Raw genomic sequence first — 23,779 nt, forward strand, 5'->3', positions numbered from 1 at the left:
AGGTTCCCCGCGTGCGCGACGCGGGGAGAAACAGTCGTTAAAAACTCTGCCAGTCGGCGTCATTAACTACCGCTAAACGCTGTGGTTTGGGGCGCGATGGCGTGCGAACGATGGGCTGTGGAACGTCAATGACATCGCTGACGTGGAATTTCCCAACCAGCTGATTCAGGTTACCCGCCTGCTCTTGCAGTGATTGCGAAGCGGCCGCGGCCTGTTCCACTAAGGCGGCGTTCTGTTGGGTGACATCATCCATTTGATTAACTGCCTGCTGTACCTGCACGATGCCCTGACTTTGTTCTACGGCCGCCGCAGCGATTTCGCCTACCAACTGACTCACCTGGTGAATGGCCTCATTCATCACGTCCATATTGCGGCCCACATCACTGGCTTGCGTGGCACCTGATTCGGTTAGACGATGAGATTCCTCTATCAGCACTTTGATCTCGCGCGCCGCGTTGCTTGAGCGCTGAGACAGGCTGCGCACTTCACCCGCAACCACCGCAAATCCTTTACCGTGTTCACCAGCACGCGCCGCTTCAACCGCCGCATTCAAGGCCAGTATGTTGGTCTGGAAGGCAATGCCTTCAATGATCGAGACAATCTCGGTCACTTTACGCGAGCTGCCACGAATCTCGTCCATGGTCGATAGCATGGTGGTGAGTGATGTTCCATTTTTCTCTGACAGCGCGCTGGCATTGGCTGCCAGCTGACTCGCCTGCCGCGTGTTGTCCGCCGTCTGGCGCACGGTTTCACTGAGTTGCGTCATGCTGGCAGCCGTTTGCTCCAGCGATGCCGCTTGCTGTTCGGTACGTGAAGAGAGGTCTTCGTTGCCGGCTGAGATCTGCACCGAAGCGCTGCTCACGGATTGAGATGCCTTACGCACTGAAGAGAGGGCTTCAGAGACGCGCTGCATCAGAAGATTGAATGAGTGTGCCATATTGCCGATTTCATCGCGGCGGCTCTCGTCTGCGCTCAATGTCATGTCGAGGTTTTCACTGGCAGTCAGCATCACTTTGCCTACGGCGCCCAAACTGCGGCGAATGCGCATCACGGTGAACAGCGAAAACAGTCCGAAGATCACCACTGTTGCTGCTACACCCGCAACGGTCGTCCAGAAGACAAAATGGAAAGTGCTGCGATTGGTGGCGCGTAAAGCGTCACCCGCACTGATGTTGAGTGCCAGCTGAGTTTGAAAATCAGCGATCATCTGACGAATGGCGGCACCCACACCACTATTTCCCTCCAGCAAGTCCAGACTCACTTCATTCTGGTGAGCACGAGACGCTGTGAGAAATGCAGGCAACTGCGAAGCAACGCGCTGAATGTTATCAAAAGCAACATTGGTTAGGCGTTTGTCTTCCGCATTCGAAATATCGTTCGCCATGTAGTAATCGGTCAGCGCTTTCAGTCCATTGATTTGCTCATCGATTTGTTTTTCTACGGCGGGCATGTTGCTGTCATGCAGCTGGCTTTGGTGTTTGTACAGCGTGATGGCCAGCTGGTTACTTTCGTCAATCAGTTTGCCGATGTCTTTAATCGAAGGAATGGCGTTGGTTTGCACAAATTCAAAACGGTCCTGAAATCCTGACAGCAGCGAGAGCGCAAGAATCGCCTGCAGGATGATGGCGCCAAACAACATGGAAAGGGTCAGCAAGAGACGCTGGGAGATGTTCATCTAATTATCCTTAATCTAAAAGCACCCCTGGTTCAGGAAAATCAGGGAATAGGGCAGATTAATAACCATCGGCAGAATGTGAGATTTAGTTAATTATTTTTTAGCGAGGAGTGATGGAGATCGGAAAATTCGCGGTGAAGGCGCAACATCTTTAACTTGAAAGGCACTAATGCCCAGTACCAGTGAAAATTAGTGATTCTTAATAACGCAACTATCGTGCCGCTGAGAGTTCGTCACAGCGGCACGGGTCGTCATATTAAGGCCTTCTAAACAGTGCCATGCTGCGGCCTTCCAGTTCGAAATCCTTCTCTTTGGTAATCACCAATCCTTTATTAGCGGTATCGGAGGTGGTGAGTTCCAGCACCCAGCCGCCTTCGCCGAATTGTGGGATGCGGAAGGGTACGTTGCCTTCAAACGGATTAAACAGCATCAACACATCGTGCCAGATGCCTTCTTCGGTTTGCAGATCGGGGCGGCCAATATAGACGCCGAGCGTGCTGCCATCATCCCATTGGTCTTCTTGCTGGAAGCCGCCACCGGCGTTAAACCACTTTATATCCATACCGTCGCGCCAGTTTTCACGGCGCAGCAACGGCTGTTTCGCCCTCAACGCCAGCAAATGACGAGTGAATTCACGTAATGCATCCGCGGACTCCGGCAAGTTTTCCCAATGCAGCCAGGAGATTTCACTGTCCTGACAATATCCGTTGTTGTTGCCCATCTGGCTGCGGCCAAATTCGTCGCCCGCCAGCAGCATCGGCGTGCCGTGTGAGAACAGTAACGTGGCAAGGAAGTTGCGTTTTTGCCGTTCGCGCACCGCGTTGATGCCCTCGTCATCGGTCGGGCCTTCCGCGCCGTAATTATAGGAGCGGTTATCGTTGTGACCGTCGTTGTTATCTTCACCGTTAGCGTCGTTATGTTTATCGTTGTACGACACTAAATCGTTAAGCGTAAAGCCATCGTGCGCGGTGAGGAAGTTGATGCTGGCCCAGGGACGACGGCCGCGTTGATCGTAGAGATCGCCGGAGCCGAGCAGGCGTGCGGCAAAGTCGGTCGAGACGTTGTCGCCTTTCCAGTATTCACGCACCGTGTCGCGATATTTATCGTTCCATTCGGCCCAGCCTGGCGGGAAGCCTCCGACCTGATAGCCGCCGGGGCCAATATCCCAGGGTTCGCCAATCAGTTTTAATTTCGACAGCACCGGATCTTGCGTCATAGCATCGAAGAAGCCGCCACGCTGGTCGAAACCTTCCGGTTCGCGCCCCAGAATAGTGCCCAAATCGAAGCGAAAACCGTCGATATGCATCGATTCCGCCCAGTAACGCAGAGAATCCATCACCATCTGCAACACGCGTGGATGGGAGGTGTTCACGGTGTTGCCGGTACCGGTATCGTTGATGTAGTAGCGATGCTGATCCGGCAAGGTGCGGTAATAGGAGAAGTTATCGATGCCTTTAAACGACAGCGTCGGCCCCAGTTCATTACCTTCAGCGGTGTGGTTGTAAACCACGTCAAGGATCACTTCGATACCGGCGTCGTGGAAGGCGCGGACCATGTCACGGAAGCCCTGAATGCCGCGCGGACCAAAGTAGCGCGAGGCCGGGGCAAAAAACGCCAGTGAGTTATAGCCCCAGAAGTTTTTCAGCCCTCTGTCGAGCAGATGTTGATCGTCCGGGAACCAGTGCACCGGCAGCAGCTCAACCGACGTAACACCGAGACTTTTGATGTACTCAACGGTGGCTTTATTGCTCATGCCATCATAAGTGCCGCGCATTTCGGGTGGCACTGCCGGGTTCAGCTGGCTGAAACCTTTAACATGCGTCTCATAAATAACGGTTTTTGACCACGGGATAACCGGGCGATTGCGGTCCTGCCAGTCAAATTCGTTGGGATCGATCACCCGGCATTTTGGCGTAAACGGTGCGCTGTCACGTTCATCAAAAGTCAGATCTTTATCTTCATGCAGCAGGTCGTAGGCAAAATGCGCATCGTTCCACTGAATATCGCCGCGTAGCTCACGAGCATAAGGGTCGAGCAGCAGTTTGTTTGCATTAAATCGATGGCCGTTCTCCGGTTCAAACGGGCCATGCACCCGATAGCCGTAAAGCGCGCCGGGCTGCAGACCGGGAATATAGCCATGCCAGACTTCGTGGGTATATTCCGGCAAGTCGAAACGCGCGATTTCATGCTGGCCGCTCTCATCGTAAAGACATAACTCCACACGCTCGGCAAACGCTGAAAACAGGGCAAAATTGACCCCCTCGCCATCATAATTTGCGCCAAGCGTTTGACCCGAACCCGCAATAATTTCTAAAGGTTTTGCGTTAGACATTGATCCCTCTCCATCCCATGAACAGAAATACAGGCTTGTTATTAACTGGCAATCAGCACCAGTGGCGCGTAAGGCGGTAAGTTATCTAATGAAAGTTGTTCGTTAAGCGCTAAGGTTTCACCACTCAACAGATTGCGATAATGCCGATGGGCCAGCGACTCAGGCAGGGGTATGGATGTTTCAGCCCAGGATGTGCCTTCGAGCATCAACCGAGGCGCTACAACGATAAGGCTGTTTTCACTGTCCTGTCGCGCATAGGCAATCAGATGCTCTGGATGCGTGCCTGTGGCGTACAACGGTTGATACTCGCCCAAACGGAATAGCTGCGGCTTATCCAGACGCAGGTGTAATAAGGTCGCAATCACCTGCTGTTTCAGTTTACCGCTGCGCCAGTCAGAGGGCTGAGTGAAATCAGGACGGCTGCGATCAACGAGTTGTGCATCCAGCGTGGCGAAATCAGGCTCGCGGCGGTTATCGGGATCGACAAGGCTGAAATCCAGCGCTTCGCTGCCCTGATAAATATCCGGTACGCCTGGCGCGGTAAGTTTGATCACGGTCTGGGTCAGGCTATTGATCAGTCCGGCATCCACGAACGGTTGGATGGCCGCGCAGAAGTCGGTCAGGAATGCCTGATTTTCGGCTGATAGCAGATGTTGTGCATATTCTAGTACCGCCTGTTCGTAAGCTTCATCGCCTTCAGCCCAGTTAGTGCGCAGCTTGGCTTCACGCAGCGCTTTCTCCACGAAGGGTATAAAACGCGTTTCAAGGGCACGCAATCCATCGCTGTCGTTTGGCTGTAACGTGGTGGGCCACGCGCCTGCCAGCGCTTGATACAGCATCCATTCTACCGCCGGTTCGGGTGCCGGGCCTTCGTTCAGGGTGAGCACTTTGGATTGATTCAGCTCCCGCCAGCGCGTGACATTCTCTGCCCAAAGTGCGGGCGCTTCACTCAACGTATACAGTCGGGCACGGGCATCTTCCCCGCGTTTGGTATCGTGTGTTGACGTCGTCGAGAGTGCGTCGGGTTGATGATGCAACCGGGTTTGCATCTGCTGGTGGAAGTGTTCCACAGAGAAAGGATGCGGCAGCGGCTCTGCGCCCACTTCGTTGATGGCCAGAATGGCGTGATTACGGAAGAACAGCGTGTCTTCAACGGATTTTGCCATCAACGGTCCGGTGAGCTGCTGGAAGCGCGTGCGGAATTCAGCGGCATCCTGTTCACTTTGTTCCGATAGCGCGCCGAGTAAAATGGCCTGCAGGAAACTGAGTGCAGGTGGGGAGGCACTGAACTTCACCATTTCCAGCACTTGCTGGAGAAGTGCCTCACCGCCCAGTGGCATACCCGCCGATCGGCCATAAGTGCGGTAAACCGGGAAGGCGATCAACATCTCGCGCAGCGCGACATGCAGTTCTGCTTCGCCAAAATTGCGCTGCTCTGAATGCGCCACGTCAGTCGCTATCGCCAGCAGGCGTGAGAATTCACCGGCAAAATTACGATCAACCATCAATTCACGGGCGGCGCGCAGTCCGGCACTGACATCATTCCGTTCTTCGGTAACGGCTTCATAGGCCAGATGCAACGCATCAATCTGGGTATCGTCGATCAGCGCATGTGAAAGCGCGGCGATAAACTCATAGCCGGTGGTGCCGGAAATCGGCCATTCAGACGGAATTTGCTCCTCTTCCGCCAGAATCTTCTCCACCGTGATATAGCAATCCTCACCTGCGGCTCTGCGTAAACGCTGAAGATACCCCTGCGGATCGGCCAGGCCATCAACGTGATCGACACGCAAACCACTTACTGCACCGCTGTGAACCAGCTCCAGAATCAGTGCGTGCGATGCGTTGAATACCGCTTCATCCTCGACGCGAACGCCGACCAGCCCGGTGATTTCAAAGAAGCGTCGGTAGGAAAGGTCTTTACGCGCATCGCGCCAGTTGATCAGCTGCCAGGGCTGCTGTTGATGCAATTCAGCAATCGCTGCGCGATCGTCGATGGCCAGCACCTCATCGGCGCGCCCTTGCCAACTGGCCGGCGTCAGCGGATAAAAGCTGTCGTAGTAAGCCAGCGCCGGATGCCCGGTTTCTGGATGGGGCTTAATGCTCAATTCGTCGTTTTGCAGGACGCGCTCAAAGTCATCGCCGAGGAACGGTAACGTCAGGCGACGCGACCAGTCGATATCGAAATAGCGCGCATACTGACTGCTCTCGCCATGCTCGATCACATCACGCCACCACACATTTTCCAGTGAAGCCGCCATATGGTTTGGCACGATATCCAGAATTAAACCGAGATTGGCCTGCTGTAACGCTGCTGACAGGCGGTTGAAGCCTTCACGTCCGCCCAGCGCAGGGTCGATCTCGTTGGCATTGGTGACATCATAGCCGTGCGTAGAGTCCGTGGTGGCAGTGAAAATAGGCGAGGCATAGAGATGGCTGATACCGAGCCGCTGCAAATAAGGCAGCAGACTGATGGCGCGATCAAAGGTCATGCCGTTGCGGAACTGAATACGATAGGTCGCTGAAGGAATCGTCATGCTTTTTCTCCCTGTGCCAGACGCACCACAATGGCATGTTGCGGCAACACATCGTTCTCCTGTGGCCAGGCAAAGAGCGTTTTGCCTGGCATGGTTGGCAGAGGCTGCGCCTGCTTACTGATATTCAGCGCTAACGAGAGTTCACCCTGCGGGAACTGCCAGCTCACCGCGATAAAACCTTTGGCGGTTTTCAGCACTTTGCCACTGTGACCGCCTGCCGTGGCGAGCAGCGGCACAATGTGGCGCTGACGCAATGCTAGCAATTGCTGGGTGAACGCCAGCCAGGCTTTACCTTCTTCACTTTCCAGCTTGCTCCAGTCGAGTTTCGAGCGGTTAAACGTTTCTTCCGCATTGGGGTCGGGCACACTGTCGTCATGGCCCGCATGGCCGGTAAACTCGCGTGCGCGTCCTTCACGTACCGCGTTAGCCAGATCGCCGTGGAAATCGGTGAAGAACAGGAACGGGTTGGTTTCGCCATACTCCTCGCCCATAAACATCAGCGGGATATGCGGTGACAGTAACAGCGTGGCCAGCAGCACTTTGGTGCGGTCGGCGCCTGCCAGCGTAATCAAGCGATCGCCTTGCGCGCGGTTGCCCACCTGATCGTGGTTCTGAATGAAGTCGACAAAAGCAACCGGTGGTTGTGCTGCACTGGGCACGCCACGCCGTTGACCGCTCTGTGGCGAGATCTCTCCCTGATAAGCAAAGCCTTCAGTCAGGATGCGCGCGATGAGCTTTTCAGGCACCTCGGCGAAATCCTGGTAGTAGGCATGGGTTTCACCGGTAGCAAACACATGAATGGCATTGTGAAAATCGTCATTCCATTCGCCGGTAAACAGCGGCGCATGGCCCTGTTTGTCACGCGGGTGCAGGAAAGTGACATTACGCGAATCTTCAGTGGTGAGATGGATAGGGCGATCTGTAATCTCACGGCGGATGCGTTCAGCGATCTCAATCAACGCATGTGTGCTGGAGGTATCTTCGATCTGATCGATGGCGTCAAAGCGCAGGCCATCAAGATGATACTCCTGCACCCAGTAAAGTGGCGCTTCCACAATGTAACGACGTGCGGCATCAACATCATAAGCGATGCCCGCGCCCCAGGGCGTCATGCGTTCCTTATGGAAAAATTCGGGCGCCAGCAGCGGCAGATAATTTCCTTCCGGGCCAAAGTGATTAAGCACAATGTCGAGCACCACCGACAGGCCATGTCCATGTGCGGCATCAACAAAGGCTTTGAAATCATCCGGCGAGCCGTAAGCGGAATGAGGTGCATACAACAGCACGCCGTCGTAGCCCCAACCGCGATTCCCCCCAAACTGCGAGACCGGAAGCACCTCAATCATAGTGATGCCGAGTGCCTGCAAATGCGGCAATCTGGCAATGGCGGACTGAAAAGTGCCTTCGGAGGTAAAAGTACCGATATGCAGTTCGTACACCACCGTTTCTTGCCAGGCGTGCCCGCGCCAATCCGTGTGCTGCCACGCATAATGACGAGGATCGATCACCACTGAAGGGCCATTGACCTCGGATTGCTGCGCGCGCGCGGCAGGGTCAGGCACTTCCGTGCCATCCGCCAGGACAAAATGGTATGTCGCTCCGGGTTGTATGCCGCCCAGTTGCAGTTGATACCAGCCATCGTCGGAGGCTGACATAGGTTGATCGCCATCGGCGAGACGCAAGGTAATCTGTTGCTGACCCGGTGCCCACAAGCGGAATAGCACGCTGCCATCTGCCTGAATCTCAGCTCCCCAGGATTTCTCAAATGATCTGAATTCCATTCAATTGCCTCGTTTAACCCTCGCAAGGGCAATGGACGACATCAAGCGGTACACGTTCCGTTTAAAGATGCAGGCTGAGTACGATTTACAGTGGGACGACACGAAAAGACTGAGAACAGATCATAGTCGATATTTTGGTCTTTTCTGGCGCGAACAGATGGGTTTAGGAAATTATCGACGCCTTGCGCTTCGCTAATCAGCGGGAAGTAAAGAAGAGAAGGGCGGCCTGATGGCCGCCCTCGAGCTTACGCAGGTTTGTGTTGCTGGGCCTTGCGGCCGCGCTGCTTACGCAGTCTATCTATCAGTTTGTGGGCTTCTGCTTTGGTGGCGACAGCAGGAGACGAGCCTTTCAACGGCTTACGCGCCGTTTCACTCAGCGTTAACACGGTAATCAGGCCTACAACCCCGGCGCCCATCATGTAATAAGCGGGCATCATGGCATTGTGCGTGGTGTCCACCAGCCAGGCAGTGATCAACGGTGTGGTTCCGCCAAACAACGACACTGACAAGTTAAAGCCAATCGCTAATGCGCTGTAGCGAATATCGGTGACAAAAAGCGCCGGTAACGTTGCAGGCATGGTGCCGCTAAAGCAGGTATGCAATAAACCTAATACGGCCAACCCGGCAAATACCAGCATCATATTGCCGGATCCAATGAGCATATAGCTGGGAATAGCCAGTAAGATTAAGCCCAATGCACCCAAACCAATCACCGGCTTACGACCAATACGGTCGGTTAAATGTCCCCACATTAAGGTTAATGGCATCATAATAAACATAATTACCATCACCAACATGAGCCCTGACAATTCACTCATGCCCAATACGCCGGTTAAATAACTTGGCATATAAGCCGTTAACATATAATTAGAAACGTTAAATAACAGTACCAGACCAATACATTTCAGCAGCGGTTTGCTTTGCACACGCAGCATTTTGAGCAAAGTTAACTGCGGCTTATTGTGCTCAAGCTCTTCGCGCTTATCCATATGCTCTTTAAACGCCGGTGTTTCTTCGAGTTTCAGGCGAATATAGAGGCCAAATAAACCTAAGGGTGCAGCCAGGAAAAAGGGAATACGCCAGCCCCAATCCATCATTGCCTGATGCGGTAATAGCGCAATCATGCCGGTCACCAGGCTCGCACCGAGCAGGTAACCCGCGAGTGTGCCGAATTCCAGGAAGCTGCCCATAAAGCCACGACGCTTATCGGTGGAGTATTCCGCGATAAAGGTTGCTGCACCACCGTATTCGCCGCCGGTGGAGAAACCCTGCAGCAGGCGCGCGGCCAGCAACAGGATCGGCGCGGCAATACCAATGCTGGCATAGCTGGGAATCAGGCCGATACAGAAGGTTCCGATGGACATCATGATCATGGTGAAGGCGAGAACCTTCTGCCGTCCAAAGCGATCGCCTAATGGCCCAAATACCATGCCGCCAATTGGACGCACTAAAAACGCAGCAGCAAAAGTACCGAAAGAGGCGATTAATTGCGCGGTATTACTGGCACCAGGAAAAAAGACCTGGCCAATAATCACGGCAAGATAGCTATATACGCCAAAATCGAACCATTCCATGGTGTTGCCTAATGCAGCAGCACCGACGGCGCGTTTTAGTAATTTTTTATCTATAACCGTAATATCATCAACGGTTAAGTCAGATTGTTTAGAAATCGTTCCGGTGCTCATAAACCTCCATGAGTAAAATTAGAGCGATCTTATAGCTTTCGCAGCCGAACAATTCACCAATGGAAATGAAAGCTATAAGAGGCTGAAAGGCGGACACCTTAGGAAATATTTTAAAGATGTGCAAGTTTGTGACATATATCCTTGCATAAAAGCGTAGCGATGAAGGTATATTCTGTCAAAGTGCTCTTGAGGTGAAATAATTGATTGTGTCGTGATGGGCGGGGTTGGTTTTATTCTGCACCATATTATGCGGTGACAGTTAGTCAACCAGGTAATTATGCTGCAGCAATTCACGCCGCATCAACTTCAGCGGCGGAACTCAGGGTGAGTCAATCATTTGAACAAGGCACTGACGATTGAGCTTAATACCGAACCCGTGACGAAAGCATGATGCGTGACGTTGTCTTGATTTTGTATATCCGCTAACCGTTTTAACGCCGCTTCCGGACTTGCCGCTTCGACTTCTTCATCTAACTTCTTATAGCCTTTTGAAATCAACAAGACGGCGCTCTCGACATCGTTTCTTTCGACAGTGGCGACGACCTGATCATTTCGATAGAAGATGTAATCTGGCATGGTCATTTTCCCTATAAGCAAGCACATACTGCATTTCAAAGTTGTCTACTGTATCAAATCCTGCTTCAGGACGTTAAGGCGGTAATCACAATTGCGGCTATGAAACATAATCCACTGTCCGTTTCCAGCGAGCAACGATTTGCGCGATCGCGTTTACTGCAGAACGACCCATATTTTAAGCAGGAGACGGTATGCACTATGTCATTAGCGGATTGAAAAGCAGCGATTTTGCCCATTTGTACGGCCGGGATGATGAATATCTGGCACAGCACAACGCACGACGGGTGCTAGCCAGTCCTGACTCCGCTTTACCTGACCGTATTGGGTTGAAAGATGTGCCCTCGGGCGAGAATGCAATCTTGCTCAATCACACTTATCAACCTGCGCAATCGCCTTACCATGGGCAGCACGCCATCTTCATTCATGAAGGTTGTATAAAGTCTGGCCTCTTCTACAACGAGATCCCGGAGTATCTCGCCAAGCGTCAACTCTCACTGCGAGCATTCAATATTGAGCATTGCATTATCGCGGCGGAGTTGGCGACAGGTGAAGATATCGAGCCTATGGTGTTAACGCTGTTGCAGATGCCTGAAACGGCTTATATCCATGCCCACACTGCGCGGTACGGCTGCTATCTGGCGGCGATTCGTAAGCAAGAGGGTTAACTTATTCTTTAGAGGCCTATTTTTATATTTTTAGCGCTAAACCTGTTGTGGCGTAGCCGAAAGCCAATAGCATTTTCCGCCCTTACCCGCAGTGCCGACCTGCTTAGCCTTCCAAAGGAGTGAAGCAGGTTTTTTCGTTTTAAAGACCTGCCTTCGATCACAATTCAATCTACAGTCATCGGCGATTTTGTGATTCGCTCCTCATCCCAGGTTACGGGGCAGTTTGCTTTGCAGCGTTTCTGATAGTTTATATTGTACAACCTGGTTTTACACAATAAAACAAAGCGTCTTTTCCTGATAATCCTAATCAGCCCCTGCGAGGAAAGAATGACTGAACAAACACTGAAACAGACGCCGGTCTCGGCGCTGGAACGCGAAACCATGCGGCGAGTAATCTGGCGCATCTTGCCGTTCCTGGTGGTGAGCTATCTGGTGTCCATTATCGATCGCGGCAATATCGGCATGGCCGCGCTACAGATGAACGAAGATCTTGGCCTAAGCAAAGCCGCCTTTGGTTTTGCCAGTAGTCTGTACTTCGTGGCGTATTTCCTGTTTGAGGTACCCAGTAACCTGGCGATGCAGAAAGTCGGCGCGCGTTTGTGGATCCCGCGCATCATGATTAGCTGGGGCATCGTGTCAATGTGCATGGCGCTGGTGGAGACCTCTTCCTCATTGTATGTGCTGCGTTTTTTACTCGGTGCCGCCGAAGCTGGATTCTTCCCTGGCGTGGTGTTGTATCTGACCTGGTGGATCCCTGCGCGTTATCGCGCGCGTATTATTGCCTCGTTTATGGTGGCGATCCCGCTGGCAAACTTTATCGGTTCACCACTTTCTGGATTGATACTCACACTCGACGGATGGATGGGACTGCGCGGCTGGCATCTGCTGTTCATCATTGAAGGATTGCCTGCCGTATTGCTCGGCATTGCCGCTTATTTTGTCCTGAGCAATCGCCCACACGAAGCGCGTTGGCTCAGCGGTGAGCAGAAGCAGTGGCTGGAAGGCACGCTGCAGGCCGAACGTCAGCAGCAAAAAAACATCGGTCATATCTCAACCTGGCAGTTGCTAAAGCACAAGCATATCTGGCTGATGGCACTGATCTACTCAGGCGCGTCTGCGGCCGGCACGACGCTCAGCGTCTGGTCACCTCAGCTGCTGAAGTCATTCCAGCTCGATAATCTCACCACCGGGATGCTCAATGCGATCCCCTATGGCCTGGCGTCGGTATTGATGGTTGTGTGGGGACGTAGCTCGGATCGTACTGGCGAACGACGCTGGCACACGGCGTTAACGTTGTTCATGATCGCTGGAGGTATTTTCGCCGCCTTTATCAGCCTGTCGTTACCAGCAACCATCATTATCATGAGCCTGATTCTGGTCGGTGCTTATTCCATGAAAGGGCCATTCTGGGCACTGGCGGCAGGATGGATGAGCAGTCAATCCGCTGCAGCAGGGCTGGCGGCGATAGGGGCGATCGCCAATCTGATTGGTGGTGCGGTGATGGTGAATGCTTACGGCATCATCAATGAAAAGACCGGTAGTCATACTTTGGCACTGTTGCCTTTGGCCGCGCTGTGTCTGGCGGGAGGGATTGCCGTGGTGATCATGGGGCGTAATCTTTCGCAGGGCCAGAAGGCGGAAGGTAGCTTGTCGAGTCACTCATCCTGAACTGACTCAATGTGAGACTTCCGGGCACACTGTGGTGAGCCCGGAAGCTATCTGTCACAACCATCAGTTATCGGTTGTCAGTACGTCCTCACCGTATTGCGCACTGCAAAACAACTTTGATGCACCTAATTTCAAAGAGAGTCGCGCGGCACTCTGGCTCATTTGCTGGGTCAGGCCATCGTCACGGCGCGATTCAATCAGGCGCGAGGCCGGGCCGGTTAACGCTAGGGCTGCAATCAATTTATCGTTCACGCCGAATACCGGCATCGCGAAGGCGGCAGTGTGGGGATCGCGTGCGCCAGAGGTATACAACGGCAGGCGCGGATTCTCATCAAACACGGCTTCGTTCTGTCCCCAGTAGCGCAGCACCTGGCTAATCGCAGACTGATCGAGCGGAAATATCGTGCCAGGCAAACGACTGTGCCGCAAACCTTCCGAAGCCTCGGCGCGGAATAAGCACATGCGTTGACCACCTTCAATCACATACCAACTGGCGCTCTCATGGGTAGCCAACGCCAGTTGCTGCAACTCGGGCTGCACCACACTAGCCAGATGGAAAGATTGCTCATACAACTTGCCCAGATAAAGCAAGCGTGGCCCCAGTCCATAGCTACCGTTTTCATGGCGCACCACGTAGTTCATTCGTTCGAGAGAATTCATCAGGCGATAAACCGTGGTTTTGTGGTAACCCGACGCCTGCGACAACGCAGTCAGCGTCAGGCTATCGTCGCCTGGACGGAAACAGTCCAGCAGCGCTAACGCCTTTTCCACCGCAATAACGCCTTCATTTCCCATGCATTCCTCCTGTTTTGAACGACAACGAGTGTACCTGAATTTTTGTGAGTCACCTCGTGTTTACGTCACAAACGCCGTTAAGGCTATGGCTAAATCTGCCTCGCCCTGGCTATAGTTGTTTTATATTGTACACATGTGTTTTACACAGTAAAACAAAGCGAGGAAGAGATGAGCATTCACACTACTGCAATGATCCAACGAAATATCAGCCGCGTGACCCCGGAAGAAGTGCAACAAGCTGCTGAGTATCAGGCGGCGATACTGGCGGATGTTGCCGGGCGTCGCGGCACGCTGCACGGCAGAATCAAACCGCTCTCACCGCAAATGAAAGTGGCGGGTCCGGCCATCACCGTTGAGGTACGTCCGGGTGACAATCTGGCCATTCATGCTGCACTGGCCATTGCCCAACCTGGCGATGTGATTGTGGTGGATGGCAAGGGCGACCTCAGTTGCGCGTTGCTAGGGGAGATTATGGCGACCCAGGCAGAGGCTTCCGGTATTGCAGGCATCATCATTGATGGTGCAGTGCGTGATGCCGACATGCTGAGCAAACAACCCTATCCAGTGTTCGCTGCAGGGTTGAATCCTTGTGGCCCCACCAAACTGATTCCGGGCCGCGTCAATCATCCTATTTCCGTTGCCGGGGCACAGATTCAGGCCGGTGATTTGGTGGTGGGTGATGTTGATGGCGTAGTGGTGATCCCACGTGATGAAGTGCAGGCCATCATTGCCTTAGCGAAGAAAAAGCTGGACGGCGAAACCCAGCGCATTGCTGCCATCCGTGCCGGTGATACGCGCGCGCCATGGCTTGAGAACGCACTGCGCCAGGCGGGCATGCTGGCAGAAGGGGAGACGCTGTGATGGTGAAACCACCGGTCATTCTGATTACCGGCAGCGATCTCGCTGCCGAAGCGGTAGCCATACTCCGTGGATTTGAGTTGGTATATGCGGGTAAACAACCCACAGAAACGCAGTTGATTGCCCTGTGCCACCAGCACAATCCGGTGGCGATTTTGGTGCGTTACGGAAAAATCAACGCAGCAGTGATGGATGCCGCCCCGGCCTTGCGGGTGATCTCCAAACACGGCAGTGGTATTGATGTCATTGACCAGCAAGCCGCCGCCGCACGCCAGATACGTGTCTGTTCTGCGCCGGGTGCTAACGCCGCGGCCGTAGCAGAACACACCTGGGCATTGATCCTGGCCTGTGCCAAATCGGTGTTGCCGCTGGATGCGCGCCTGCGTGCAGGCTTTTGGGATAAATCGACACACAAATCGATTGAACTGGAAGGGCGAGTATTAGGGTTAATTGGTTTGGGGGCGATCGGCAGTCGCGTGGCTCGGATCGGGAATGCATTGGGCATGCGGGTCGTGGCTTATGATCCTTTCGCGCGTGAATTACCACCGGCCTGTGAATCGGTTAATAGCCTTGAAACCCTGCTGGCGCAGGCTGATGTGGTGTCGCTGCACTGCCCACTGACAGAGTCCAATCGTGAAATGATCAATGCCGATACGCTGGCGAAGTGCAAGCCCGGCGCAATCCTGGTTAACACCGCGCGAGGCGGGTTAATCAACGAGGCGGCGCTCGCTGATGCGCTGCAGTCCGGCAGGTTACATTGGGCAGCATTGGACAGTTTCAGCGTTGAGCCGTTGACAGCACCGCACCGCTGGCAGGGCATCAGTAACGTGATCCTTTCTCCACATATTGGTGGCGTGAGCGATGCCTCCTACATCCGCATGGGAACGGTGGCGGCACAGAATATTTTGCAGGCGCTGGCAGATACGCCGCTGGAAGAGGGTGTGTCACCATGATCAGCCTGACTCAACCGGAAATCCGCCAGGCCGAGGTGTTCAGCCGCTTGCCCGACCATTTCAGAAAACCCGATCCGGCGAATGCCTGGTCAGCAGCCAATCGCGGTGGTCAGGCTGTTGACTCCTTTCTGGAAGGGCCTGTCTGGCATCCTTCAGGCTGTCTTTACCTCACCGATATCCCCTACGGCAGAATCTTTCGGGTGGATATGCAGGGCGAGTGGGAGTTGATCGTTCAGTATCAGGGCGAACCCAACGGCATGAAGTTGCTGGATGAAGACACGTTGCTGATCACTGATTACCAAAACGGATTGATGAAACTTTCTCTCATCGACCGAACCGTCACGCCATGGCTGACGCGTCGCAACAGCGAAAGTTTCAAAGGCGTCAACGATCTGACGTTTGACCGTCAAGGCAATCTCTATTTCACCGATCAGGGGCAAACGGGTCTGCATGATCCTACCGGACGCGTGTACCGCTTATCGGTGGAAGGTCGTCTCGATTTGTTGCTGGATAATTGCCCAAGCCCAAACGGACTGGTGTTATCACCGGATGAGAGTCTGCTGTATGTGGCGATGACGCGCGGAAATTGTATCTGGCGCGTACCGCTGCAAAACGACGGTTCGGTTAGCAAGGTCGGGCAGTTCTTCACTTCACATGGCCCGAGCGGACCCGATGGACTCGCCATCAATACCGAAGGCGAATTGCTGATTGCCAATCCCGGGTTAGGCCGCCTGTGGTTATTGAATGCGCTCGCGGAACCCATCCAAATCATTACCAGCCCAGCGGGGCGCTCGACCACCAATGTCTGTTACGGCGGTGCCGAGCGCCGGCAGCTGTTTATCACCGAGTCGGTCACCGGCTCAATCCTGACCTGCGACATGGCCCATCCCGGTGCAGTGCTGTCAGGCCGTTCCACTCCAGCAAGCTAACAATAACAGGTGCCACAGAGCACCATGGAGCATCACATGACCCTGCATACCTTACCTGATGCCATGCCAGGCGCGCCCGCTGCGCCTGAGAAAACCCTGAATCCCCAAGAGATGGATCGCAGCGAACACGCGGCGGCCAAAGCATTCAGGCGAATTCTGCCGTTCATTTTCATCTGTTATGTGATCAGTTACCTGGACAGAACCAATGTTAGCTTTGCCGCGCTGGGTATGAATGCCGATCTAGGGATAACGGCGGAGCAGTTTGGTTTTGGCGCAGGGATGTTCTTTATCGGTTATTTCCTGTTTGAGATCCCCAGTAATTTGATAATGCAAAAAACCGGGGCTCGCATCTGGATTGCCCGCATCATGATTTCGTGGGGATTGATTTCGATGGCGACGGCGTTCGTGACCGGCCCAACCAGCTTTGCCGTCGCGCGTTTTTGTCTCGGCATGGCCGAGGCAGGCTTTACGCCAGGCATCTATCTGTTTTTCACTTACTGGTTTCCTGGTACCTGGCGTGCAAAAATCACCGCCGCATTTTTGGTGGGCATCCCGGTGGCAAACATCATTGGCGCCCCTATATCGGGTGCAATCATGCAGATTACCAGCCATGAATATATTCGTAACTGGCAGTGGCTGCTTTTGATTGAAGGTGTGCCAGCCGTGTTACTCGGCATAGCCTGTTTGTTTTTCCTCGACGACAAACCGGCTAAGGCAAAATGGCTGACTGACGATGAAAAAAGCCTGTTGCAACGCCGACTGGATGAAGAACAGCAGCGCATCGCCGCCAAACATGGCGCCACTATGCGTCACGCAATGCGTAATCCGCTGCTGTGGCTGCTGGCATTGATCAACTTTTGCGGGATCGTCGGTTCGATTGGAGTCGGCTTATGGATGCCACAGATCATCAAACAGATGGGCGTCAGTCACACAGCGACGGGTTTTCTCACCGCGTTGCCCTACGTTTGCGGGGCACTGAGTATGTTGTTCTGGGCACGAAGAGCAAACCATTCGCCGCATCGCATTCGTTGGATCAGTGGCGCATTAGTGATCGCTGCCATTGCGTTATCTTGCAGCGCGGTGGTGTCAGAGCCGGTGCTAAAAATGCTGGCACTTTGCATCACTGTCAGCGGCATTCTGGCCTTTCAGGCGTCGTTCTGGGCGCTGCCATCTGGTTTTCTGACCGGCAATGCCGCAGCGGCTGGGTTAGCCGTGATTGTTTCGGTGGGCAATCTGGGCGGCTTCTTTGGCCCATCTTTGATTGGTTACGTTAAACAGATGTCAGGCGGCTTTATGTGGGCACTGTTAGCGGTATCGGTAATATTGCTCTTTGGCGCACTGGCGGTATCTCAGGTTCGCGATCCATACAAAAACGCTGCGTGAATGACGCAACATTGCCGTGCCCATCAGGGCACGGCAATCTAACTTATATGCCGGTATGGCTCTGATAACTCACCGGGTTACCGTTATCGTCAAACACCTCGTACGTGACGCTTTCACCCACCTTAACCGGTTGCGTTAAGGGGAGGGTGAACGAACCAAACGGCGCCACCATCACATCATCCACCTTAACCTTATTGGCAATATTCAATCGCAGGCTCATAGACCACGCCGTCGGATTCTCCACCTTGAGCTGACGATCGTGCACCACAAAACGCAGCTTCTGAACATCTTCAGGCTGGGGTGCACCCAGCGCAGCAGGTCGAACAAAAACCTTAAGCCGCAACCGCAGCGGCAACAGAATTTTTTGTTCAGCGCCGCCGGTGTGCCGGGTTAAGGCGGGAATCTGATAAATATTCAGCCAGTAAAGGCTTTCACGATCTTCGGGCAACGACTGCCGCGAAGTGAGCACCAGACGAATCGCACGTTGCTCATCGGGAGCGAGTTTCATCATCGGCGGCATGGCAAAAATGGGCGCAGTACTCAGTTCCGGAGACTGCATCAAATCTCCGTCATCGCTCCAGATCTGCACCACGGAGGGATATTCCGCACCATTTTTTAAATTCAGCGTCTGGTTGCTTTCACCGGCATTAAAAACGATACGTGTTCTATCCACATTCACCACGGCCAGGGCGTGAGCAGCGAATAACAGGCTGCTCATTGCCAACGCGCTACTGAAAACTGACCACAACTTGCAACTGCGCATTGACTGTCCCTGCTGTTACTGTTTGTCCACTTAAGGCTTCGAGCGAAGCCAAAAAATCACCGCTGTAAATATTGCTGCTGCCGGAAGAAACCAGCGAGGTGAGATCCGTATAGGCATACCAGCCGCGTGTATTCCCGGTGCCGGTGCTGGCGAGGTTAGGCAATAAGTTAATGGCAGCACCACTGGCGTTATAAATTTTGATGCCCACACCCGAGGCCACGCCGCTGCTGCCATAATGATTATCCAGCAGCCAGGTCAGTCCGCCGCCGCTGGTGGTCAAACCCAACTGCGTCGCCTGTGACACCGCATTGGGCTGATTCACCAGCAAGCCCATCGCGACATTGGCGGCACTGCTGGTGGAGGTGCTGGTACTGGATCGCGCGCCCGATTCGCACTGCAATGAGATGGAAAACGGCACCTGACTGCTGCCGCCTGCTTTGAGCGCGTTCACGCTGATGGTTGGCAGCAGCACCACAGAAGGGTAGTTCTGGACTTCACAGAGCGCGCCTCGCACATAGGTCACGTTACGATACGTACTCCAGGCGGCGGGCCAGTTACCGTAAAACCCGTACCAATAGCTGGCGCTGTCTTGTCCCACTGCCAGACTGTTGGTATCCAGACCTGGGCCTTTGAAAGCAATGTAGCCGCGCGGCTGCGTCCAGAGATCGCTGTAACGGTTATCGCCATTGGCGTAATAGCTGGTTGAACTGATTTTGAACATCTCGTACAGCACGTTGCTAAACGCGCTGGCCGGAATATAAATGTAGGTGCCGTCGGAGTACCAACTGTCAGCGGTAAACTGGCGTGACTTCCAGTAGCGGCTGTAATACTCGCCGGTGGTTAGATTGGTCATGCGCACTGCCACGTTTTTCGCCACATCGTAATAAGCGCCGCTAACCTCACTGCTGGCATACATGCCAGCATAAGCACTGTCACCGTTGGTGGCGTACATCTCATACAAACTGCCTGCATCCGCCACCGCACAGCGGTAGAGGATTTGATTCGGGCTGTAAGCGGTGTTGCTGGCGGCGCTGAGAAACGAACCTACCGAGCTCGCCAGCAACGATCCTGCAGGCTGAAAGGATGTCCCGCTATTAATGCTGATCACCGAAGGCAAGCCCAGATTGCCGGAGCAGGTATCACAGGCACCCGCCCAGGATGATGCGGTATAGCCTGCTGCCAGTGCGGCAGCAGAGAGTGATGAGGTGCTGGTGACTTTGATGCAGTTTGCCCATAACGTCAGCGGCAGCATCAGCAGCACAACTAGGAGATATTTAATTTTCACGAGTTATAGCGTCCTGCAAATACCATTGAGGAGGATAAGCGCCTGTTGCGACTTTCCGGTGATTTGATAAGTGACGGCACAGCGTTGGGCATGACCATCCCAACTGATTTGCAGAGTGCCGGAGTCATGGGGAACGCGCGCATACAGTTGGCTTCCCTGACCCACAATGCCGATCACCGTGTTGGAGGCATCGCGCACTTCAGCGCCCATCGGCGGTGCCAGACCTGCGGTGGTATCTAGTGAAATCAACACGGCAGTGCCGCGTAAGGTGGCAAAGCTTATCTGACTCACGGCACCAGCATAGGGAACCACACGCTGACTTCCGCCGTTTAATTCGGCATCAGCGCGCATGTGTAGCGTATCAAGGCTGACGGTGTTTTCACGATAAGGGGTGAGCGAAGGCAGCAGTGCATAACCATTGCCGTCAATCACTGCGCCTTGTCCGTTTTGCACCGCCGCACCTTGCGCGCCCTCAGCATGGATCAACGCGAACGTATCGCTGGTGTAAGGACCTGCGGTGAGACCACCTCGATGCAGCAGTAACGTTCCCGAAGTGCCTAAACCGACTTGTCGATAGTGATCCCCCTGGCCGTAGTTGGCGCGGATGGCGCCGAAACGGGTGTTTTGCTGCAGGTTGCCACCAAAAGAGTTAGCTTCTCCGCTGATGCCATTGCGGTAGTGTTCGGTTCCGCCATAAAGCGAATAAGAGAAATCACGCTGTTCACCGGCTGACCCCGTCAGTGAAACCATCGAAGACTGACTCTGCTTCGACTGGTTATAGTTGTAGGCCACAGACGAAAGACCCGCGCCCCAGTTAAGCGGCACAGAAATATTGAATGACAGGGTATTTTCGCTGTATCGCTGTTGGCGGCTGCTGTCGACATTATCGTTGACGCTCACGTTGCCTTGCTGGGTATTCCACCAGGTGCGTTGACGCGCCACGTTGATACCGTAACTAATATTGCGCCAGCTGTTGGTATAGCCGAGCTGCAGTTGGGTGATGCGCGACTGATTATTGTAATAGTCGGCGGTGCTGGCGCTTAAACTCACCAGACCATATTCATCCAGTGATTGGCTGAGGGTGGCCGATAAGCGATTACGTTGATTAAGCGAATCAGAGTAGTAACTAATGCCCGCTTGCTGCTGACGCCGTACTCCAAATACATCCTGCAGGTCGCGAAAACCACGGGTGGAATAACGATAGGCGGCCAGCACCAGATTGGTGCCGGTCTGAAAGGTTTTGCTGTAACTCAACTCCGCACGCCAGCCGGAGGTGCGCTGATCATTTTCAGCCTTAGCCTGCGAAAACGTGGTGTTCAGACCCACCGCACCGATTCCGGAAGCCCAGACGCCGCCCAGTAGCCAGGCCTGGTAATTTTCTGCCAGCCGTGAGCCGACGGTTGCCGTCAAGCTGTTGCTTACGCCGCGCTGCATCACGCCCTCAAAAAAAGCGTTATTCACGGCGTAATATTGGCGCACACGGCCCAGCGCCAGCGAGTAATGCCAGTTGCCCGGACGCACCGAATCAGGAACCGAGGAGTAGGGTACCGTAAAGGTAGCAATTTTACCGTTGGCTTCAATCACCTCGACGTCAAAATCCCCCTGGCTGCGGGTATTGTTCAGATCATCAATGATAAAGGGGCCAGGCGGCACCACGGTTTCATAGATCACCTTATTCAACTGTTTCACCACGACACGGGCGTTAGAGGAGGCGATACCACGAATTTCCGGGGCGTAACCGCGTCTGCCTTGCGGCCACATACGTTCGTCAGTGGCGAGTTTAATGCCATTAAACGGCAGGCTGCCAAACAGCGAACTGTCCGTGTAGCTATCGCCAAGGGAAAGCTGGCTATTGATCGACGTCAATGGGCGTTGCACCCAGGTTCTTACCTTGTTGTAGCGATAGCTGCTGCCACCCACACTGCTGCTGAGATAGCGTAGATTGCCCTGATGACGTAACTGCCAGTTGGCGACGTTGGTGCCTGCGGTGATCCCACTCCACAAATATTGATAGCGGTAGGCGGCCGCGCTGTTTTCCGTCCAGGTGTAGTTGGTGTTGTGCCGCAGAAATAACGCGGTCATCCCGTCATCCCACTGTTCGGGCGGAATATAACCGCGCGGCGTGCGGTTAAGCGCTGACATGGGCAGCGTGATATTCAGGCGTAACGCGGCGGCATCAAAATTCCAGTTCCCATGTGGCGTCCAGTCAGCAAGCGGGGCGCACTCGCGATCTTTTGGCTGCGTTGGAACATTTTTTAATTGCAGCATTTTAACCAGCGAAAAGGGTAAGCATGGCTCGACCTCTTTTCCTTGTGCCGGGGGCAAAAATTCCAGCTTCACGCTGGATGACACCAGTGCATTATTGACATAAACATCGACCAGATAATGACCCGCCGGCAAGTCGCTTTGGTTAAATTGCGCAATGTTCTGACCGAAGGCGGATCCTTTAAATAGCGAGGGATCGAAATAATATTCTTCGCTATACACGGGTGTTGAGAAATAGAATGAAACGGTCAAAAAGAATAAGGGGAGTTTCAATTCACTGGGAGTTGATGGGGTAACTTTCACTTATTCTGGCTCCCTGATCGTTAATGGCGTCGAGATTGACGCTGCCTACACCCTGTAAGCGTTGTTTTGTATGGCTGAACCAGCAGGTGTGCGTTGAAAAGGGGGCTACCATTACGGGTTCACACACATAATTCTTTCCCATCATGCGCATCGATATGGCGACGAATGAAGCATGCCAGGGTTGTTTATTATCGATCTGTAATCCGCCGCCTTTATGGGGATCGAACAGCGTGCGGACTTTAATATTCGATAAAATATTGCCCGGTTTACCTATCGCGGCAGGACGGTAAAACAATTTCACCCGGTTGCGTAGCATCACCGTCATGGCATTTTTGTCTGTGGCGGCCTGTGATGTGGGTGGAATTTGCAGCATGTTAAACCAGTAAACGGACTCTCGATCCTGAGGCAATTTGTCTGTTTGGCTGACCACAATGCGCGCGACCTGTCCGGATTTCGGCTGAATACGAAATACTGGTGGCGTAGTAATAAATGGCACGTGATTAATCTGCTGTGGTTTGGCATCCATATCGCCATCATCAAACCAGGTCTGGATAACATAGGGGATGCTATCGTCATTTTTAAATTGAATATTGATGGAGCTGGCGGGGGCCGGATAGATAATCCGACTCCCCAACAGCGTGACGCTTGCTGCCGCCGTCGCTGACATCGCGCAAAGCAATAAAGCACCAAGGGTATTGCGTAAATACATACAGATTGTCTCGTGAAATTCAAAGCACGCCCGGATAGCCGGACGTACCTTGATTATTTATTACTGGTAAGTCACCGCATATTGTAATGAAGCAGCCACGGTCCCGGCGGCCGCTACCCCATTGGCATAATATTGTGCGTTATAGGTCGCTGAGGATTCAGTTTCATCCGCGGCAAGGGTCAGGTCGCCATCACCGGTATAACCGCCCGTCAGGTTAATCACCGCGTCTTTACTGTCCACCAGCTGAACTTCAACGTTTTGCGCCGTGCCGGTATTCGCCAGGTTCCCATTGGCCGTCACGTTATTGCCGACGAACACCGTTGAAATCTTCGTCGCTGAAGCCGAGTTACCGGTACACCCGGTCAGACCTACAGTGAAGGCAGTTTGCCCGGCGACATCACCGCTGGCAGCCAGATCGGATTTGCTCACGGTTGGCATCAGTACCACCGGTGAGGCAGCATTGCCATTCACCGAGATGGAACAGGTTTCATCAGCCACTTCACCCTGGAAGTTAATGGTGTTATCGGAGGCTGCAACCGCAGAGGCTGAGAACAGGGCACCGGTGATAACCAGTGAAAGCAGTGTTTTATGTGTTTGCGTCATTTCGTGTAATCCTT

18 protein-coding genes are annotated in these 23,779 nt (G+C 53.6%); 6 read left to right on the forward strand and 12 right to left on the reverse strand.

The window, feature by feature from the left end; translation table 11 throughout:
- Positions 1–37 precede the first annotated feature (37 nt).
- From LBW88_RS14365 to LBW88_RS14390, 6 genes are all read right to left on the reverse strand, one after another.
- Entirely contained in the window at positions 38–1,675 is a 1,638-nt protein-coding gene (locus tag LBW88_RS14365) for a methyl-accepting chemotaxis protein (protein WP_224932944.1), read from the reverse strand.
- 256 nt (positions 1,676–1,931) lie between these two features.
- The gene (gene glgX, locus LBW88_RS14370; protein ID WP_224932945.1) at positions 1,932–4,007 is read right to left on the reverse strand and encodes a glycogen debranching protein GlgX; all 2,076 of its coding nucleotides are present in this window, start codon (positions 4,005–4,007) and stop codon (positions 1,932–1,934) included.
- Between the two features lie 41 nt (positions 4,008–4,048).
- Entirely contained in the window at positions 4,049–6,544 is a 2,496-nt protein-coding gene (gene treY / locus LBW88_RS14375; RefSeq protein ID WP_224932946.1) for a malto-oligosyltrehalose synthase, read from the reverse strand.
- Complete coding sequence (gene treZ, locus LBW88_RS14380; RefSeq protein WP_224932947.1) at positions 6,541–8,325, reverse strand: malto-oligosyltrehalose trehalohydrolase; 1,785 nt, start codon at positions 8,323–8,325, stop codon at positions 6,541–6,543. Before treZ ends, treY begins: the two co-directional genes overlap by 4 nt.
- Positions 8,326–8,570: 245 nt before the next feature.
- Positions 8,571–10,010 (reverse strand): glycine betaine/L-proline transporter ProP, encoded by a 1,440-nt coding sequence (proP, locus tag LBW88_RS14385; RefSeq protein WP_224932948.1) that lies wholly within the window; start codon positions 10,008–10,010, stop codon positions 8,571–8,573.
- Between the two features lie 333 nt (positions 10,011–10,343).
- Positions 10,344–10,586, reverse strand: a complete 243-nt coding sequence (locus tag LBW88_RS14390; RefSeq protein WP_224932949.1) for a hypothetical protein — start codon at positions 10,584–10,586, stop codon at positions 10,344–10,346.
- Between the two features lie 191 nt (positions 10,587–10,777).
- Between LBW88_RS14390 and LBW88_RS14395 the strand changes: the two genes are divergently transcribed.
- Together LBW88_RS14395 and LBW88_RS14400 are read left to right on the forward strand one after the other, a co-directional pair.
- Positions 10,778–11,251, forward strand: a complete 474-nt coding sequence (locus LBW88_RS14395; protein ID WP_224932950.1) for a DUF1203 domain-containing protein — start codon at positions 10,778–10,780, stop codon at positions 11,249–11,251.
- Between the two features lie 327 nt (positions 11,252–11,578).
- Complete coding sequence (locus tag LBW88_RS14400; protein ID WP_224932951.1) at positions 11,579–12,919, forward strand: MFS transporter; 1,341 nt, start codon at positions 11,579–11,581, stop codon at positions 12,917–12,919.
- Between the two features lie 63 nt (positions 12,920–12,982).
- Here the strand turns inward: LBW88_RS14400 and LBW88_RS14405 are convergent, their stop codons facing one another.
- The gene (locus tag LBW88_RS14405) at positions 12,983–13,714 is read right to left on the reverse strand and encodes an IclR family transcriptional regulator (RefSeq protein ID WP_224932952.1); all 732 of its coding nucleotides are present in this window, start codon (positions 13,712–13,714) and stop codon (positions 12,983–12,985) included.
- 168 nt (positions 13,715–13,882) lie between these two features.
- Here LBW88_RS14405 and LBW88_RS14410 point away from each other — a divergent pair, with 168 nt between their 5' ends.
- The 4 genes from LBW88_RS14410 to LBW88_RS14425 all read left to right on the forward strand — a co-directional run bounded on the left by LBW88_RS14410 (position 13,883) and on the right by LBW88_RS14425 (position 17,837).
- On the forward strand, positions 13,883–14,575 hold the full coding sequence (locus LBW88_RS14410; RefSeq protein WP_224932953.1) for an RraA family protein: 693 nt from the start codon (positions 13,883–13,885) through the stop codon (positions 14,573–14,575).
- On the forward strand, positions 14,575–15,525 hold the full coding sequence (locus LBW88_RS14415) for a hydroxyacid dehydrogenase (RefSeq protein WP_224932954.1): 951 nt from the start codon (positions 14,575–14,577) through the stop codon (positions 15,523–15,525). Before LBW88_RS14410 ends, LBW88_RS14415 begins: the two co-directional genes overlap by 1 nt.
- Positions 15,522–16,454 carry an SMP-30/gluconolactonase/LRE family protein gene (locus LBW88_RS14420; protein WP_224932955.1) on the forward strand — a complete coding sequence of 311 codons (933 nt, stop codon included), beginning with the start codon at positions 15,522–15,524 and terminating at the stop codon, positions 16,452–16,454. Before LBW88_RS14415 ends, LBW88_RS14420 begins: the two co-directional genes overlap by 4 nt.
- A gap of 63 nt (positions 16,455–16,517) precedes the next feature.
- Positions 16,518–17,837 carry an MFS transporter gene (locus LBW88_RS14425; RefSeq protein ID WP_414004088.1) on the forward strand — a complete coding sequence of 440 codons (1,320 nt, stop codon included), beginning with the start codon at positions 16,518–16,520 and terminating at the stop codon, positions 17,835–17,837.
- A 43-nt stretch (positions 17,838–17,880) separates the two neighbouring features.
- On the opposite strand, the gene LBW88_RS14430 is transcribed toward LBW88_RS14425, so the two are convergent.
- Genes LBW88_RS14430 through LBW88_RS14450 form a run of 5 tightly spaced genes read right to left on the reverse strand, consistent with a single transcriptional unit; the run spans position 17,881 to position 23,765 of the window.
- A complete protein-coding gene (locus tag LBW88_RS14430; RefSeq protein ID WP_224932957.1) occupies positions 17,881–18,555 on the reverse strand; it encodes a fimbrial assembly chaperone in 675 nt (224 codons plus the stop codon).
- Positions 18,556–18,565: 10 nt separating this feature from the next.
- Positions 18,566–19,852, reverse strand: coding sequence for a fimbrial usher protein StbD (gene stbD, locus LBW88_RS14435; RefSeq protein ID WP_414004089.1), 1,287 nt, complete (start codon positions 19,850–19,852; stop codon positions 18,566–18,568).
- 36 nt (positions 19,853–19,888) lie between these two features.
- A complete protein-coding gene (locus tag LBW88_RS14440) occupies positions 19,889–22,453 on the reverse strand; it encodes a fimbrial outer membrane usher protein (protein WP_414004084.1) in 2,565 nt (854 codons plus the stop codon).
- Entirely contained in the window at positions 22,425–23,162 is a 738-nt protein-coding gene (locus LBW88_RS14445) for a fimbria/pilus periplasmic chaperone (RefSeq protein ID WP_224932959.1), read from the reverse strand. The genes LBW88_RS14440 and LBW88_RS14445 overlap by 29 nt, the downstream gene beginning before the upstream one ends.
- 60 nt (positions 23,163–23,222) lie before the next feature.
- Positions 23,223–23,765, reverse strand: a complete 543-nt coding sequence (locus LBW88_RS14450; RefSeq protein WP_224932960.1) for a fimbrial protein — start codon at positions 23,763–23,765, stop codon at positions 23,223–23,225.
- Positions 23,766–23,779: the final 14 nt, after the last annotated feature.

This window comes from Pantoea sp. alder81 (genome assembly GCF_020179835.1).
Lineage (GTDB): Bacteria > Pseudomonadota > Gammaproteobacteria > Enterobacterales > Enterobacteriaceae > Pantoea.

Coding starts and splice junctions, on each gene's coding strand:
- LBW88_RS14365 (WP_224932944.1), bottom strand. CDS start 1,675: ATGAACATCTCCCAGCGTCTCTTGCTGACCCTTTCCATGTTGTTTGGC.
- glgX (WP_224932945.1), bottom strand. CDS start 4,007: ATGTCTAACGCAAAACCTTTAGAAATTATTGCGGGTTCGGGTCAAACG.
- treY (WP_224932946.1), bottom strand. CDS start 6,544: ATGACGATTCCTTCAGCGACCTATCGTATTCAGTTCCGCAACGGCATG.
- treZ (WP_224932947.1), bottom strand. CDS start 8,325: ATGGAATTCAGATCATTTGAGAAATCCTGGGGAGCTGAGATTCAGGCA.
- proP (WP_224932948.1), bottom strand. CDS start 10,010: ATGAGCACCGGAACGATTTCTAAACAATCTGACTTAACCGTTGATGAT.
- LBW88_RS14390 (WP_224932949.1), bottom strand. CDS start 10,586: ATGCCAGATTACATCTTCTATCGAAATGATCAGGTCGTCGCCACTGTC.
- LBW88_RS14395 (WP_224932950.1), top strand. CDS start 10,778: ATGCACTATGTCATTAGCGGATTGAAAAGCAGCGATTTTGCCCATTTG.
- LBW88_RS14400 (WP_224932951.1), top strand. CDS start 11,579: ATGACTGAACAAACACTGAAACAGACGCCGGTCTCGGCGCTGGAACGC.
- LBW88_RS14405 (WP_224932952.1), bottom strand. CDS start 13,714: ATGGGAAATGAAGGCGTTATTGCGGTGGAAAAGGCGTTAGCGCTGCTG.
- LBW88_RS14410 (WP_224932953.1), top strand. CDS start 13,883: ATGAGCATTCACACTACTGCAATGATCCAACGAAATATCAGCCGCGTG.
- LBW88_RS14415 (WP_224932954.1), top strand. CDS start 14,575: ATGGTGAAACCACCGGTCATTCTGATTACCGGCAGCGATCTCGCTGCC.
- LBW88_RS14420 (WP_224932955.1), top strand. CDS start 15,522: ATGATCAGCCTGACTCAACCGGAAATCCGCCAGGCCGAGGTGTTCAGC.
- LBW88_RS14425 (WP_414004088.1), top strand. CDS start 16,518: ATGCCAGGCGCGCCCGCTGCGCCTGAGAAAACCCTGAATCCCCAAGAG.
- LBW88_RS14430 (WP_224932957.1), bottom strand. CDS start 18,555: ATGAGCAGCCTGTTATTCGCTGCTCACGCCCTGGCCGTGGTGAATGTG.
- stbD (WP_414004089.1), bottom strand. CDS start 19,852: ATGCTGCCGCTGACGTTATGGGCAAACTGCATCAAAGTCACCAGCACC.
- LBW88_RS14445 (WP_224932959.1), bottom strand. CDS start 23,162: ATGTATTTACGCAATACCCTTGGTGCTTTATTGCTTTGCGCGATGTCA.
- LBW88_RS14450 (WP_224932960.1), bottom strand. CDS start 23,765: ATGACGCAAACACATAAAACACTGCTTTCACTGGTTATCACCGGTGCC.